Source organism: Rhizobacter sp. P3_B12, assembly GCF_056402895.1.
Genome location: NZ_JBFUGN010000060.1, coordinates 1 through 14,508, shown reverse-complemented (window position 1 = coordinate 14,508; position 14,508 = coordinate 1). Strand labels below are relative to the sequence as shown.

Genomic DNA, 14,508 nt, shown 5'->3' with positions numbered 1-14,508 from the left:
TGCATGCCCCAGGTGTTGGCAGCGCGCTGGAAGCCCAGCGCCTCGTACAGGCCGATCGCCACGTAGCCCGGGTCCGCAATGATCACCAGCGACGACAGGCCCATGAGCTCGAAGCCATGCCGGCACACCGCATGGATCAGCGCCGAACACAGGCCGCGGCGCCGCCAGGCCGGGTGCGTGGAGACGAACTGGAAGCGGCCGATGGCGCCCGGCCCGAAGCCGTCGCGGAACAAGCCGCAGTCGGYCACCAGCAGCTCTTCGCCGGTGTCGTTGCCGTCGGCGCCCGGTGGGGCGAAGACGCCGAACCAGTGCCCGAGCCCGGCGCGCTCGAAGCCGCCGTAGCGCAGCATCTGTCGCTCACGGAAGACCCGATAGCCGCCGGGCTCGTGGCCGTCGATGTCGGCCGCCACCTGGAGCTTCGCCGCCAGGGGGCCTTCGTCGGGCAGGCGCAGCGGCCGGATCCGCCACCMTTCGCCGATGGCCTGGCGCGGCGGCTTCAGCTGCGGCGGTGCGAGCGTCAGCACCGCGCCTTGCATCGCCGTGAGCCCGAGCGCCGCGAAATCCGCCGGCATCTCGATCGGCCCCGGYGCATCGACACCGAATGCGAGGTGCCTCGATTCCGGCTGCTGCTGCGCGATCTCGCGCTCGAACGCGGCGGCCCAGACGGCGGCATCGCCTTCGCGCGGCGCGCGGTCGAACAACAGGAAGTTGCCCCACCAGAAGGTCGGGTTCTGCGGCGTGCGGATCAGCAGGTAATCCGGCCGCTCGATGACTTGCGCATCGAAGCGGGGAAAGATCAGCTCGCTGCGCCAGCCGAGCGACAGGCGGTCGATGGAGGGCATGAGGGCTCACCGGTTTCGGGCGGACCGACAGTATCCGGCGGCCGCGGGTCGGCAACTTGCTAGCATCCGCGGCGGCGTCACGGAGGGCGCCTCACCACAAGGACAACACGATGCATCGGGAGAAGGGACACCCCGTCCGCGCAGGGCGGACCAGGGCGGCCATGGCGTTCGTCACCAGCGTGATCCTGTCGGTGGCAGCCGGCAGCCATGCAGCCGAATACCGCCGCGGACCGGCACCAGCCTGGGTCAAGCCGCAGCCGCTGGACGAGCAGGCCAAGCCGCCCCTCGGCAAGGGCAGCCAGGGAACGCACTACCTGCTGGTCGACCAGCAGACCCGCCTCGACGGCAACGAGCGCAGCACCTGGCGCCGCGTCGCCAGCCGGGCGCTGAACCTGCGCGGCGTCGAGTCGGAATCGCACCAGTCCATCGAGTTCGATCCGTCCTATGAAACGCTCACGCTGCACATGCTGAACGTGCACCGCGACGGCCGCATCCAGGACCGCCTCGCCTCGGCGCAGATCAAGGTGCTGCAACGCGAGTCGGACCTCGAATCCCGCATCTACGACGGCAGCAAGACCGTCGACATCGTGCTCGACGACATCCGCCCCGGCGATGTCGTCGACTACGCCTACAGCCGCTCCGGCAACAACCCGGTGTTCGGTGGCCGCGCCTTCGGCCGCATGGACCTGCAGTGGTCGGTGCCGGTGCATGCGATGCACCACCGCCTGCTGGCGCCCTCGGACCGCACGATCCAGTGGCTCGCCTCGCCGGGAGCTCCGCCGCTCCTCGAGGAACGCCAGGGCGCTTGGACCGAGCGGGTCTGGCAAGCCACCGGCATCGACCCGATACCGCAGCAGAACGACACGCCGCGCTGGTTCGATCCGTATGCGTCGGTCAGCTGGAGCGAGTTCGCTGACTGGGCCGACGTGGCGCGCTGGGCCGAGCCGCTGTATGCGGCGCGGGCGCCGGCCACGGGCCCGCTGCGCGCCGAGATCGACCGCATCGCCGCCTCGGCCCTGTCGCCCGAGCAGCGGCTGCTCTCGACGCTGGCCTTCGTGCAGTCGCAGATCCGCTACCTCGGTGTCGAGGTGGGCCCGGGATCGCACGCACCGCGCCCGCCCGAGACCGTGCTCGCCCGCCGCTACGGCGATTGCAAGGACAAGGTGCTGCTGGCCGTGACGATGCTGCGTGCGCTCGGCGTGCAGGCCGATCCGGCGCTGGTCCACACGCGGCTGCGCGGCCACGTCGGCGATCGCCTGCCGTCGCCCGGGGCCTTCAACCACGTCATCCTGCGTGCGCAGCTCGGCGACCGGGCGGTGTGGGTCGACCCGACCCGCTACCTGCAGCAAGGCCGCCTCGATCACATCGCGCAGGCCGACTTCGGCCGGGCGCTGCTGCTGGACGGCCGCTCGACCGCCCTCGAGCCGATGCCGGCGGCAGCGTCCACCGGCCGCCCGCACGACATCGCGATGGTGATCGACGCCTCGCGCGGCTTCGACAAGCAGCCGACGCTCGACATCACCAGCACCTACCTGGGCGAGAAGGCCGACGAGATGCGCGACACGCTGCGCAACGACAGCCTGGCCGACCTGCAGTCGAACTACCTGAACTTCTACCTGCGCTCCTACCCCGGCCTGAGCGTCGCGAAGCCGTTCAGCTTCGAGGACGACGAGGCCGGCAACCGGCTGGTGACCCACGAGCACTACCGCATGGCGACGCTGGTGGCCGAAGAGGCCGACAACCCGCGGCCGCCGGCCTACCTGCGCGTGCCGGACATCCGCTCGCTGCTCGCGCGGCCGGACGACACCGTGCGCAGCGCACCGCTTCGCATCGACCACCCGAAGGACGTGACAGTGTCCCTGACCGCGCGGCTGCCCGCCCGGTGGGCGCTGAAGACCGAGCACGGCGATGTCAGCGACCCGGCCTTCGAGTTCAGCGCCGACTCGGGTGTCGACGCGACCCAGCGCACGCTGCTGATGAAGTACCGCTACCGCAGCCGCGCCGACCACGTACCGCCGGTGCGGCTCGCGGCCTACATCGCCCACCTCGAAGAGGCACGCGACCAGGTGGGCTACCGCCTGGACCCGCCCAAGCCGGGCGCCAAGCCGACGACCGCAGGGCGCATCGGCGTCATGGCGTGCCTGCTCGCAGCGCTGCTGGTCGCGATCCTGTGGAGCCTGAGCACCGAGGTGACGCACGACAACCGGCACGCGGAGACCGGCCCGCCGCAGGCGATGCTTCCGAACTGGCGGCTGCTCGCGGTGGGCGCCGTGCTGTCATGGGGGCCCTGGCTACTGTGCGGGGCCGTGGCGGCGGCGATCTGGGCCTTCGACCGGCACTTCGGCCTGTCGACCGTGCTGCTCGCGTCCTGCCTGTTCATCCTCGCCGGATCGCTGCAGCATCAATGGCGCGCAGAGTGGCAGGCCTGGTCGGCACGGCGCACCCTCGATGCCGCGCGCCTCGGGCGCATCGCCGGCTGGCTGCGCCTGCCGGCGATGCCCGCAACCTCGTAGGCACGCGACCGATCGTCAGCATCATTGACAGAACAAGGACAAATCTCCCGAAGCACTCGGTCTTCTCTGCACATTCACTGCAAGCTCGCCGGCTAGCGTCCACCCGCTGGCCACACAACGCGCACGCAGGAGCGGCGCACCAGCATTCAACGCAGGGTGCGCACGATGTCGAGGACTCCTCTTCTCTTCGCGGGCTGGTTGTTGTTGTCGGCCTCATTGATCTCTCCACCGATCTCCCATGCCGAGCTGCGGCCACCGCCCGACGCCGACCTGCAGGCCGTCCAGGCCTGGCTGCAGCGCCCCGAGGCCGACCTCGACCTCGGCGAGGTCAAGCTGGCGATCGACAAGCGGGTCGAGCCGCGCATCGACGTGGACGCCATGCGCAGCCGCCTCGACGGCATCGCCGCCGAGGTGCTGGAGATGCTGCCGCCGGCGCCGACCCGCCATGAGCGCTTCGAAGCGCTGCACGCCTACCTGTACCGCGCCGGCGACTGGAACGGCCAGCGCCCCTGGCTGCGCGCCGACGACGACCCGGGCTGCCGGGACATCGCCAACAAGCTGCTCGCCACCCATCTCGTCACGCGGCGCGGCAACTGCGTGTCGATGGCGATGCTGGTCGCGATCGTCGGCCAGCGGCTCGGCCTGGACATCAGCCTCGCGACCTCGCCGCAGCAACTCGGCGTGTTCTACCGCGACGAAGGCGGCGTGCTGCGCATCCTCGAGCCGACCTCGGGCGAGTTGAAGGTCGACACGCCCCGGCCGCGCGGCGCGGCGCCGGCCGCTGCGTTGCGCGCGCTCACGCGCCGCGAATCCGCCGTGTTCGCGGCGCAGCTGCTGGTCGAGAACCTGGCCCGCCTGCCCGGGCAGGAGCCGCGCCGCGCCGCGCTGGCCGAGCTGCTGCGCGTGAACGACCCGCGGCATGTCGCGATGCAGCCCGCCACGCCCGCGGCCCAGGTGGCACAGCGTGAACGCGCGCGCTGAAATGCCGATCTCGGCAGCGATCTCAGCGCCGGCTCGCGATCCAGCGGTCGACCTGCGCGTCCAGCACCGACAGCGGCAGCCCGCCTTCGCCCAGCACCGCATCGTGGAAGGCCGGCATGCTGAAGCGCTCGCCCAGTGCCTGCTTCGCCCGCTCGCGCAGCGCCTGGATCTTCAGCGCGCCGATCTTGTAGCCCAGCGCCTGCCCCGGCCACACCATGTAGCGCTCGATCTGGTTGCGCGCATCCTCGGGCGACGCGCCGACGTTGGCCTGCCAGTACGCCATCGCCTGCTCGCGGCTCCAGCCCTTGGCATGCAGGCCGGTGTCGACGACCAGCCGCACGGCGCGCGCGATCTCGAGCCGCAACTCGCCCACCCAGGCAGCCGGGTCGTCGTACAGCCCCATCTCGCGGCCGAGCGTCTCGGCGTACAGGGCCCAGCCTTCGCCGAACGCGTTGATCCACAGGCGCTTTCGGAACTCCGGCAGCCGCAGCTCCTGCTGCAGGCCCAGCTGGAAGTGGTGGCCGGGCTGCCCCTCGTGCAGGAACAGCGCGGTCATCGTCGTCATGTCGTAGACGGCGGGGTCGTTGATCACGGCCCAGAAGATGCCGGGACGCGAGCCATCCTCGGCCGGCAGCGCGTAGTGGTCGGACGCCGACGCCTTCGTCAGCTCGGGCTCGGGCCGGATCTCCAGCGGCGCCTTCGGCACCCGGCCGAACAGCCGCGGCAGGCTCGCCTTCACCCGCTCGTTGATGCCGCGGTAGGCCTGCAGGATCTCGGCCTCGCTGCGGTACGGCAGGAACTTCGGCTGGGTGCGCACCCAGCCGAGCAGGTCCTTCGGATCGCCGTCGTAGCCCAGCTGCGGCGCCACCTTGGCCAGCTCACCCTGGATGCGCGCGACCTCTTTCAGCCCCATCGCGTGGACCTCGTCCGGGCTCAGCTCGGTGGTGGTCTGGTCGCGCACCCACTGGCGGTACCAGGCCGCACCGTTCGGCAATGCGCCCCAGCCGTCGCTGCTGCGGGCGGCGGCCTGGTAGTCGCCCTCGACGAAGGCCGTCAGCTTGCGCAGCGCGGGCGCGACGCGGCGCGTCACCGCATCGCCATAGGCCTGGGTCAGCCGGCGGCGATCCGCCTCGCCGAACGACGCCGGCAGGTTGCGGATCGGCGCGTAGAAGGCGTTCGTCGCGAGCGCCGCATCGCCGAGCGGGCGCAGCGGGCCGAGCGCCGCCACCACCACCGCCTTCGGCTGCACGATGCCGCGGCGCATGCCTTCGCGCATGTTGGCGATCGCCTGGTCGATCCAGGCCGGCAGCCGCCGGATGCGCTTCAGGTAGGCGTCGTACTGGGCGACGGTCTTCAGCGGCTGCTCGCCCTGCCCGCCGCCGAAGGTGGCCAGCAGCACCGGCAGCGAATCCAGCTGCTGCACCGGCAGCAGGTGGTCGTCGAAGGCCTCGAAGCCGAGGCGGCCGTGCAGCTCGTGCGCCAACAGGTCGTGCGTGAGCTGGTCTTCGGGAGACAGCCGGGCGCGGTCGATCGTCGACAGCCGCTGCTCGACGCGCCTGTACATCGCGAAACGCTTCTTGCGCTCGCGTGGCGCGATGGTCAGCGGCAGCTGGTCGTCGAAGCGGTTGTCACCGGCCAGCGTCGCGGTGTAGACCGGGTCGAGCCGCGCCTGCGCGTCGTAGTACTGACGGGCCAGTGTCGTGAGCGCCGCTGCCGGATCGGCAGCAACCGGTGCGGCATCGACGGGCGGCTGGAACAGCGCCAGCACGCCGCTCAGGATGGCGACCCACAGGGTTCGGTTCAGGATCATGGTGAGCGTCCTTGCAACGGTGGTTGCGCACGGAGGCGCAGGGCAAGCGCGGCAGGATACGCGCGCACCCCGCACGAAATTGTCAGGAGTGTTCGGCCGCGCGTCAGGAGGCTTGTCGCCAGGCCCTTCGTCCGCGCGGACGCCGCACGATGCCGTATCGTCAACCGATGGACTCACAGATGGACTCCCACCTCGACAACGTCTTCTGGCACGCGCTGAGCGGCCCGCAGCTGCGCTTTTCAAGCGGCTCGGCGCGCGCACGCCGCTACGCGCCCGGCCTCTCGCCGATCTTCGCGTTCGCCGACCTGGCGCACCCGGACTTCGACAGCCTGTCGCCGCATTGCGACCTCGGCGAACACCTCTACATCGCCGATTGGCGCGGTCGGGTGCCGCGCGACTGGCAGCTGCACGTCGAGGCGACGATGCACCGCATGGTCTGGCGCGCCGATGCGCCGCCGGACGACCTGCTGCCCGACGCGGTCCGGCTCGGCCCCGAGCACGCCGCGCAGGCGATGGAGCTGGCCGCGCTGACCCGCCCCGGGCCGTTCGGGCCGCGCACCATCGAGCTCGGCGAGTACTTCGGCTGCTTCGAACGTGGCCGGCTGGTCGCGATGGCCGGCGAGCGCTCCAACGCCGGCACGCTGCGCGAGATCAGCGGCGTGTGCACGCACCCGGAGTTCCAGGGGCGCGGCCTCGCGCGCCAGCTGATGAACAAGCTCGTGCAGCGGCAGGTGATGCGCGGCGAGACGCCCTTCCTGCACGTGATGTGCAGCAACGAGGCGGCGCATGCGCTGTACCAGCGCATGGGCTTTCGCGATCACCTCGATCCGGTGACGGTGCGCGTGCTGTCGAGGCTGTAGGCGGCGACCGGCCCGGCGGCGGCCAGGCGGTCGAGCACGCGCGCCCACGCGGTGATGCGCCGCGGCTCGCGTGCCGGCTCGCCACGCTCCAGGCCGCGCCAGATGCCGGCTTCGTTGAAGCTGATCAGCACCTGCAGGTCGGGCCGGCGCGACAGCGGGTGCACCGCATCGAGCAGGTTGTCCAGGATCAGCGGATCGCCATCGGCCTCGCCGGGCGGCAGCCAGGCCAGCACCATGTGGCGCTGGCGCGCGCCCGCCGGGCCGCCGCTGCGGACCTCGGCATACGCGATGCGCAGCTGGTCGGCCGGCAGGCCGGCAGCGACCAGGCTGAAGTACTTCGCGATCGCGTAGTMGACGCAGTCGCCGCTGCCGCGCTCGCGCGCTTCGTCGGCCGTGGCCCAGGGGGCGGCCGGTTCGCGGCGGCGCGGTTCGCCGTCGTACACGAGGCGGTGGTTGACGGACGCATTGCGCGCCGCGAGCAGCAAGGGGGTCTGCGCCGCGTCGGCCGGCTGCGCCGCGGAGGGCACGGCCGCCAGCAGCAGCAACCCGCACAGCAGGGAAGCCAGGAGGTGGGCAAGCAGGTGGATCGGTTTCATCGAAGCGGGACGATGCCCGCCAAAGATGGACAACCGATGCAGATCGGCCAGACAAAGCGCCGACGACGCGTCCAGGTGACGCGGCATCCCGGCAAGGCGTCCCTGGTGAGGCACGCGCGACGCGATCGGTCCCATGAGGGCTCCACGTCATGGCCCGAATGAACAGGCCCGGTGAACTGCAGTGCCGGATTTTGCGCCTTGGCGGCGCCGGCCCGATCCTCAATGTTGAGGATGGTGCCTCTGCGGCCTTTTCAGAACACCACCGCCTGCCCGTCCCGCCGCGCATCGCTCGCGGCCACGTAGCCGTCGCTGCCCGGGTCGCCGAGCCGCCAGATGAACTGGCCGGCGCCGAAATCCTGGTACGAGTCGTTGATGACTTCCATGCGATGGCCGCGCTCGGCGAGCCCCTGCACCGTCGCCGGGTTCATCGAGCGCTCGACGTTGATCTCCAGCCCCYGGTTGAAGCGCCAGCGCGGCGCGTCGCAGGCGGCCTGCGGGTGCTGGCGGTAGTCGAGCATGCGCACCAGCGTCTGCATATGGCCTTGCGGCTGCATGTTGGCACCCATCACGCCGAAGCTCATCTGCGGCCGGCCGTCGCGCGTCAGGAAGGCCGGAATGATCGTGTGGAACGGCCGCTTGCCCGGCGCCACCTGGTTGGCACTGCCGTCGGCCAGGCTGAAGCCGTGCCCGCGGTTCTGCATCGACAGCCCGTACCCCGGCACCACCACGCCGGAACCGAAGCCCATGTAGTTGCTCTGGATGAAGCTCACCATCATGCCGCTCTCGTCGGCCGCGCTCAGGTAGATGGTGCCGCCCTTCACCGGGTTGCCGGCGCCGAAATCCTGCGCGCGCTTCAGGTCGATCAGCTTCGCGCGCGACGCGAGGTAGGCATCGTCCAGCATCTGCGCCGCCGTCACCTCCATGCTGCCTGGCTCGGCGACGAAGCGGTAGACGTCGGCGAACGCGAGCTTCATCGCCTCGATCTGCAGGTGCTGCGAATCGACGCCGTCGACCGCCAGCCGCTCCAGGTCGAAGTTCGACAGGATGCCCAGCGCGATCAGCGCCGCGATGCCCTGCCCGTTCGGCGGGATCTCGTGCAGCACGTGGTCGCGGTAGGTCTTGCCGATGGGTGCCACCCACTCCGGCCGGTACGCGGCGAAGTCCTCGACGCGGATCGCGCCACCGTGCTCCTTCGCGTGGCGGGCCGCCGCCTCGGCGATCTCGCCGCCGTAGTAGGCGGCACCGCGCGTCTGCGCGATCAGGCGCAGCGACCGCGCGGCACCCGGGAAGCGGAACAGCTCGCCCAGGTTCGGCGCGCGGCCGTGCGGCATGAAGGTCTCGGCGAAGCCCGGCTGCTGCGCCAGCAGCGGCACCGCGGCCGACCACTTCTGCTGCACGACGGTGGGCACCGCGTAGCCGCGCTCGGCGATCTCGATGGCCGGCGCCAGCAGGTCGGCGAACGGCAGCTTGCCGAAGCGCTCGCTCAAGGCCACCCAGCCGGCGACGGCGCCCGGCACCGTGGCGCTGTCCCAGCCGCGCAGCGGCGGCGTCTTCGCATCGGCGCCGTACCTGGCGCGGAAATATTCCGGCGTCCAGGCCGACGGCGCGCGCCCGCTCGCGTTCAGGCCGTGCAGCGACTGCCCGTCCCACAGGATGCAGAACGCGTCGGAGCCGAGCCCGTTGCTGACCGGCTCGACGACGGTCATCGCCGCCGCCGCGGCGATCGCCGCATCCACCGCGTTGCCGCCGTTCAGCAGCATGCGCAATCCGGCCTGCGCGCCCAGCGGGTGCGAGGTCGACACCACGTTGCGGCCGAACACCGGCAAGCGCTGGCTCGTGTACCCCGCGCTCCAGTCGAAGTGATTCGTTGCGTCCATTCCCTGGCCCTTGAAAGTGATGCGCGGATGATGCCCGCCGCGCCCCAAAAGAAACAGGCCGCTCGAGGCGGCCTGTGTTTTGACTGGAAGAGCGCTATTCCTCCTGGAACGCCTCTTCGCGCTTGCTCTTGATCGACGGCAACAGCACGATCACGATCATCAAGGCGGCGGCGATCAGCAGCCCGGCCGACAGCGGCCGCACGATGAAGGTGCTCCAGTCGCCGCGCGACAGCAGCAGCGCACGCCGCAGGTTCTCTTCCATCATCGGGCCGAGGATGAAGCCCAGCAGCAGCGGCGCCGGCTCGCAGCTCAGCTTGTAGAACAGGTAGCCCACCACCGCGAAGGCCGCCGTCATGTAGACGTCGAAGGTGTTGTTGTTCAGCGTGTACACGCCGATGCAGCAGAACAGCGTGATCGCCGGGAACAGGAAGCGGTAGGGCACCGTCAGCAGCTTGATCCAGATGCCGATCAGCGGCAGGTTCAGGATCACCAGCATCGCGTTGCCGACCCACATCGAGGCGATCAGGCCCCAGAACAGCTGCGGGTTGCTCGTCATCACCTGCGGGCCGGGCTGGATGCCCTTGATCGTCATCGCGCCCACCATCAGCGCCATCACCGCGTTCGGCGGGATGCCCAGCGTCAGCATCGGGATGAACGAGGTCTGCGCACCGGCGTTGTTCGCCGATTCGGGACCGGCCACGCCGCGGATGTCGCCCTTGCCGAAGCGGCCGCTGGCGCCTGCCACCTTCTTCTCGACCGTGTACGCGGCGAACGAGGCCAGCAGCGCACCGCCGCCCGGCAGCACGCCCAGCACCGAGCCCAGCGCGGTGCCGCGCAGCACCGCCGGCCAGGCGTCCTTGAAGTCCTGCTTGGTCGGCCACAGGCCCTTCACGCTCTTCGTGAACACCTCGCGATGCTCGGCCGGCATGCCCAGGTTGGCGATGATCTCGCCGAAGCCGAACACGCCCATCGCGATCACGACGAAGCCGATGCCGTCGGTCAGCTCGGGGATGTCGAAGCTGTAGCGCGCCTGGCCGGAGATCACGTCGGTGTTGATCTGCGCGAGCAGCAGGCCGAGGATGATCATCGAGATCGCCTTGATCAGCGACCCCGAGGCCAGCACCACGGCGCCGATCAGGCCCAGCACCATCAGCGAGAAGTACTCCTGCGGGCCGAACTTGAAGGCCAGCTCGGTCAGCGGCGGCGCGAAGGCCGCGATGATGATGGTGCCCACGCAGCCGGCGAAGAACGAGCCCAGGCCTGCCGCGGCGAGCGCCGCACCGGCACGGCCCTGGCGGGCCATCTGGTAGCCGTCGATCGCGGTCACGACCGAGCTCGACTCACCCGGCACGTTGATCAGGATGGCGGTCGTCGAGCCGCCGTACTGCGCGCCGTAGTAGATGCCGGCCAGCATGATCAGCGCCGGCGTCGCGTCGAGCGCGTAGATCGACGGCAGCAGCATCGCGATGGTGGCCACCGGGCCCAGCCCGGGCAGCACGCCGATCAGCGTGCCCAGCACCGAACCGAAGAACGCATACATCAGGTTCTGCGCCGTGAAGGCGACACCGAAGCCGAGTGCGAGGTTTCCCAACAAGTCCATGGTGTTTTCCTTTTCAGCCCACGAACCAGGGCCACATCGGGATGACCAGCTTCAGCCCGAGCACAAAGATCGCCCACGAACCCACGGTGAGCACGACGGCCGTCGCGAGGACGCCCTTCCACTTGAATTCATCGCCGGCGAGGCTGGTCATCAGGATCAGGATCGGCACCGTGATCACCAGGCCCAGGCGCGGCAGCGCGAGGCCGAACACCGCGATCGCCGCGACGATCACCAGCAGCGGGCGCCACGCGACGTGGCCGATCGGGTCCCCGCCCTCGACCTCGATGGTCAGCGACTTGAACAGCACGAAGCCGCCCAGGATCGCCATCAGCACGCTGAGGATCAGCGGGAAGTAGCCGGGGCCCGGCCGCGCCGAGCTCCCCATGCTGTAGTTCGTCGCACCGACGGCGAACACCACGCCGACGACGATGAACATCAAACCGGACCAGAAGTCCCGTTGGCTCTTGATCTGCACGAATAGCTCCTCGTGTCCTGGGTGGACGTGACGCTGTCTGTTACAGCTTGCGGACGATTCTAGGCAGACCACTCCAGGCGCCGTGTGTGGTTTACACGTAGCGCCCCGTGTCCTGAGGTGTCATCAGGTGTCCCAGGACGGCGTCGAGCGCAGCACCTCGTCCATCGTGGTGACGCCTTCGGCCACCTTCATCATCCCGGCCAGCCGCAAGGGCCGCAGGCCGTCGCTGAGCGACAGCTGGCGCAGCTTCGAGGCATCGGGCACCGGGTGGATGGCCGGCTGCGCCGCCTCGTTCACCGTCAGCAGCTCGTAGAGCCCCGCGCGGCCGCGGAATCCCGTCATGCGGCATTCGAGGCAGCCCACCGCCTTGTAGGGCCGCGCCTTGCCGTTGATGCGCCATGGCTTGATGGCCTCGTTCAGCGTCTCGGCCGTCACCGCTTCATCGGGCTGCTTGCAACTCGCGCACAGCGCGCGCACCAGCCGCTGCGCCAGCACGCCGATCACGGTGGCGCCGATCAGGTACGGCGGCACGCCCAGGTCGACCAGCCGCGTCACCGCCGAGGCCGAGTCGTTGGTGTGYAGCGTGCTGAACACCAGGTGGCCGGTCAGCGCGGCCTGGATCGCCATCTCGGCGGTCTCCAGGTCGCGGATTTCGCCCACCATGATGATGTCCGGGTCCTGCCGCATCAGCGCCCGCACGCCTTCGGCGAAGCCGAGGTCCAGCGCCGGCTGCACCTGCGTCTGGTTGAAGGTGGGCTGGATCATCTCGATCGGGTCCTCGATCGAGCAGACGTTGACCTCGTCGGTGGCCAGCCGCTTCAGCGTGGAGTACAGCGTGGTGGTCTTGCCCGAGCCGGTCGGCCCGGTCACGAGGATGATGCCGTGCGGCCGTGCGGTGAGGGCTTCCCAGCGCTGGGCGTCGTGRCTGCCGAAGCCGAGCGCGTCGAGCGACTTGACGGCGGTGTCCGGGTCGAAGATCCGCATCACCATCTTCTCGCCGAACGCGGTGGGCAGCGTCGACAACCGCATCTCGACCTCGTCGCCGTTCGGGTTGCGCGTCTTGATGCGGCCGTCGAGCGGGCGGCGTTTCTCGACCACGTCCATGCGGCCGAGCAGCTTCACGCGCGCGATCATCGCGTTCATCACGCCGGGCGGCAGCTGGTAGACGGTGTGCATCACGCCGTCGATGCGGAAGCGGATCAGGCTCAGCTCGCGGCGCGGCTCGAGGTGGATGTCGCTCGCGCGCTGGTCGAAGGCGTACTGCCACAGCCAGTCGACCACCTGCACGACGCCCTGGTCGTTGGCATCGAGCTGCTTGTTGCTGCGCCCGAGCTCGACCAGTTGCTCGAAGCTCGCGGCCGCCGAGTTCTCGCCGTTCTTGGCCGCCGCGCGCACCGAGCGCGACAGCGTGTAGAACTCGGTCGTGTAGCGCGCCACCTCGACCGGGTTGACCAGCACCAGCCGCAGCGTCTTGCGGGTGTGGGCCTCGATCTCGGGGGCCCAGGCGATGTCGAAGGGCTCGCTGGTGGCCACCGTCACGTCCTGGGCGCCGAACAGCAGCGGCAGCGCGCGGCGGCGCTCGGCATAGTTGATCGACATCACGTCGCCGACGCGGCCCACGTCGACCTTCAGCGGGTCGATGCGCATGTACGGCATGCCGATGCGGCCGGCCAGCCATTCGGTGAGCATCTCGGTGTCGAGCGGCTTGCCGGAGCGGTTCGAGAGGCCCGCGCTGCCCAGCCGCACCAGCGGATRCTGCACGCTCTCGGCCGCGGCAAAGCGCTTCTCGGTGCGGTCGTGGTCCTCGCGGCCGATCACGCCGTCCTCGAGCAGCCAGTGCAGCAGGCGCCGCCACTCGAGGCGCCCGCGCGGGTGCCCGGCGGCGCCCTTGTCGGCCTTGGGGTGTTTCGTCGTCGAAGCCGCTGCGGTCATGGGGTCACCCCGTTCGTGTTTCTGATCATTCGCAGCCACTTGCGCGCAGGCAGGTCGAAGCGGTTCTCGATGTTGTCGGCACGCGCGGCCAGCACTTCACGGGACGGAAGTACCCGCCCCTTCATGCCGACCACGACGGTGTTGCCCTCGCGCGTGGGCCGCATGCTCCACACCGCCGCCTCGCCGAAGGCGGCCGCGATGCGCGCCGCGCTCTGCTCGTAGCTCGCGTCGCGGCCGAACAGGTTGACCGTCATCACGCCGCCATCGGCCAGCACGCGGTGGCAGGCGCGGTAGAAGGCGTCGTCGTCGAGCACCGGGCTGGCGGCCTCGTGGTCGTACAGGTCCACGCACAGCACCTGCACGCTGCCGGCATTCCCGGGGTCGGCGACCCACAGGCCGGCGTCCTGGTTCAGCACCTGCAGCCGGTCGTCGTCTTCCGGCAGGCGGAACCACAGCCGGCAGGCGGTGATGACGGTCGGGTTCAGCTCGACGGCCGTGGTGCGCATGCCCATGCGCTGCGTGAAGCGCGTGATGGCCGCGGCGCCCAGGCCGAGCTGCACCGCATGGCCCTCGCCGAGCGCCTCGGGTTCGATCAGCAGCAGCCAGACCATCATGCGCTGCACGTAGTCGAGCTCGATCACGTTCGGCTTGCGCACGCGCATCGCGCCCTGCACCCAGGGCGTGCCGAGGTGCAGGTAGCGCACGCCGTCGGCCTCGGAGAGGGTGGCGGGGACGAGTTCGGGTTCGGGTGTCGGGCGGGCAGGCATCAGGGGCGGTGAGTCAGGCAATTCCACAGGCTTCGAAGGCGGTGCGCCAGGCTTCCAGCTTGCGCTCGAAGCTCCACGAGGCGTTGGCCGGGCTGGTCGACGGCAGGCGCATCACCGGCACGCCGAGTGTCGCGGTGAACCGCATCGCCCGCGCCGATTCGCCGCCATTGTGGGCGATGCCCTGCAGGCCGGGCGCGAGCCGCTGCAGGCTGGCGAGGTCGTTGTACTGCGCATCCTCGATCGCGCTGTCGAGGC

11 protein-coding genes and 1 pseudogene are annotated in these 14,508 nt (G+C 70.2%); 3 read left to right on the top strand and 9 right to left on the bottom strand.

Going from position 1 to position 14,508, the window contains the following annotated elements; translation table 11 throughout:
- Window positions 1–842 (bottom strand): GNAT family N-acetyltransferase (locus AC1D01_RS05840; RefSeq protein WP_477865129.1); only part of this gene is annotated, 842 nt, incomplete at its 3' end.
- Window positions 843–1,003: 161 nt separating this feature from the next.
- On the opposite strand from AC1D01_RS05840, the gene AC1D01_RS05835 reads away from it, so the two are divergent.
- Window positions 1,004–3,355 (top strand): DUF3857 domain-containing protein, encoded by a 2,352-nt coding sequence (locus AC1D01_RS05835; RefSeq protein ID WP_477865128.1) that lies wholly within the window; start codon window positions 1,004–1,006, stop codon window positions 3,353–3,355.
- Window positions 3,356–3,520: 165 nt separating this feature from the next.
- On the top strand, window positions 3,521–4,336 hold the full coding sequence (locus AC1D01_RS05830) for a transglutaminase family protein (RefSeq protein WP_477865127.1): 816 nt from the start codon (window positions 3,521–3,523) through the stop codon (window positions 4,334–4,336).
- Window positions 4,337–4,358: 22 nt separating this feature from the next.
- Here AC1D01_RS05830 and AC1D01_RS05825 read toward each other — a convergent pair whose 3' ends face one another.
- Window positions 4,359–6,146, bottom strand: a complete 1,788-nt coding sequence (locus AC1D01_RS05825) for a DUF885 domain-containing protein (protein WP_477865126.1) — start codon at window positions 6,144–6,146, stop codon at window positions 4,359–4,361.
- Window positions 6,147–6,325: 179 nt separating this feature from the next.
- Between AC1D01_RS05825 and AC1D01_RS05820 the strand changes: the two genes are divergently transcribed.
- A complete protein-coding gene (locus tag AC1D01_RS05820; protein ID WP_477865125.1) occupies window positions 6,326–7,006 on the top strand; it encodes a GNAT family N-acetyltransferase in 681 nt (226 codons plus the stop codon).
- On the opposite strand, the gene AC1D01_RS05815 is transcribed toward AC1D01_RS05820, so the two are convergent.
- From AC1D01_RS05815 to AC1D01_RS05785, 7 genes and pseudogenes are all read right to left on the bottom strand, one after another.
- The gene (locus tag AC1D01_RS05815) at window positions 6,964–7,602 is read right to left on the bottom strand and encodes a transglutaminase-like cysteine peptidase (protein ID WP_477865124.1); all 639 of its coding nucleotides are present in this window, start codon (window positions 7,600–7,602) and stop codon (window positions 6,964–6,966) included. The genes AC1D01_RS05820 and AC1D01_RS05815 overlap by 43 nt on opposite strands.
- A gap of 251 nt (window positions 7,603–7,853) precedes the next feature.
- Window positions 7,854–9,479: a gamma-glutamyltransferase family protein gene (locus tag AC1D01_RS05810; protein ID WP_477865123.1), complete on the bottom strand. Its 1,626-nt coding sequence runs from the start codon at window positions 9,477–9,479 to the stop codon at window positions 7,854–7,856.
- A gap of 94 nt (window positions 9,480–9,573) precedes the next feature.
- Window positions 9,574–11,079 carry a tripartite tricarboxylate transporter permease gene (locus AC1D01_RS05805; protein WP_477865122.1) on the bottom strand — a complete coding sequence of 502 codons (1,506 nt, stop codon included), beginning with the start codon at window positions 11,077–11,079 and terminating at the stop codon, window positions 9,574–9,576.
- A 13-nt stretch (window positions 11,080–11,092) separates the two neighbouring features.
- Complete coding sequence (locus AC1D01_RS05800) at window positions 11,093–11,554, bottom strand: tripartite tricarboxylate transporter TctB family protein (RefSeq protein ID WP_477865121.1); 462 nt, start codon at window positions 11,552–11,554, stop codon at window positions 11,093–11,095.
- Window positions 11,555–11,677: 123 nt separating this feature from the next.
- Window positions 11,678–13,486: a GspE/PulE family protein gene (locus tag AC1D01_RS05795; RefSeq protein ID WP_477865120.1), complete on the bottom strand. Its 1,809-nt coding sequence runs from the start codon at window positions 13,484–13,486 to the stop codon at window positions 11,678–11,680.
- Complete coding sequence (locus AC1D01_RS05790) at window positions 13,483–14,253, bottom strand: class I SAM-dependent methyltransferase (protein WP_477865119.1); 771 nt, start codon at window positions 14,251–14,253, stop codon at window positions 13,483–13,485. The genes AC1D01_RS05795 and AC1D01_RS05790 overlap by 4 nt, the downstream gene beginning before the upstream one ends.
- 13 nt (window positions 14,254–14,266) lie before the next feature.
- A pseudogene (locus AC1D01_RS05785) lies at window positions 14,267–14,508 on the bottom strand (DNA-deoxyinosine glycosylase); the annotation flags it as partial.

What these genes read in the sequence shown, in the direction of transcription:
- AC1D01_RS05830 (WP_477865127.1), top strand. Translation starts at nt 3,521, where the DNA reads ATGTCGAGGACTCCTCTTCTCTTCGCGGGCTGGTTGTTGTTGTCGGCC.
- AC1D01_RS05805 (WP_477865122.1), bottom strand. Translation starts at nt 11,079, where the DNA reads ATGGACTTGTTGGGAAACCTCGCACTCGGCTTCGGTGTCGCCTTCACG.
- AC1D01_RS05820 (WP_477865125.1), top strand. Translation starts at nt 6,326, where the DNA reads ATGGACTCCCACCTCGACAACGTCTTCTGGCACGCGCTGAGCGGCCCG.
- AC1D01_RS05825 (WP_477865126.1), bottom strand. Translation starts at nt 6,146, where the DNA reads ATGATCCTGAACCGAACCCTGTGGGTCGCCATCCTGAGCGGCGTGCTG.
- AC1D01_RS05835 (WP_477865128.1), top strand. Translation starts at nt 1,004, where the DNA reads ATGGCGTTCGTCACCAGCGTGATCCTGTCGGTGGCAGCCGGCAGCCAT.
- AC1D01_RS05790 (WP_477865119.1), bottom strand. Translation starts at nt 14,253, where the DNA reads ATGCCTGCCCGCCCGACACCCGAACCCGAACTCGTCCCCGCCACCCTC.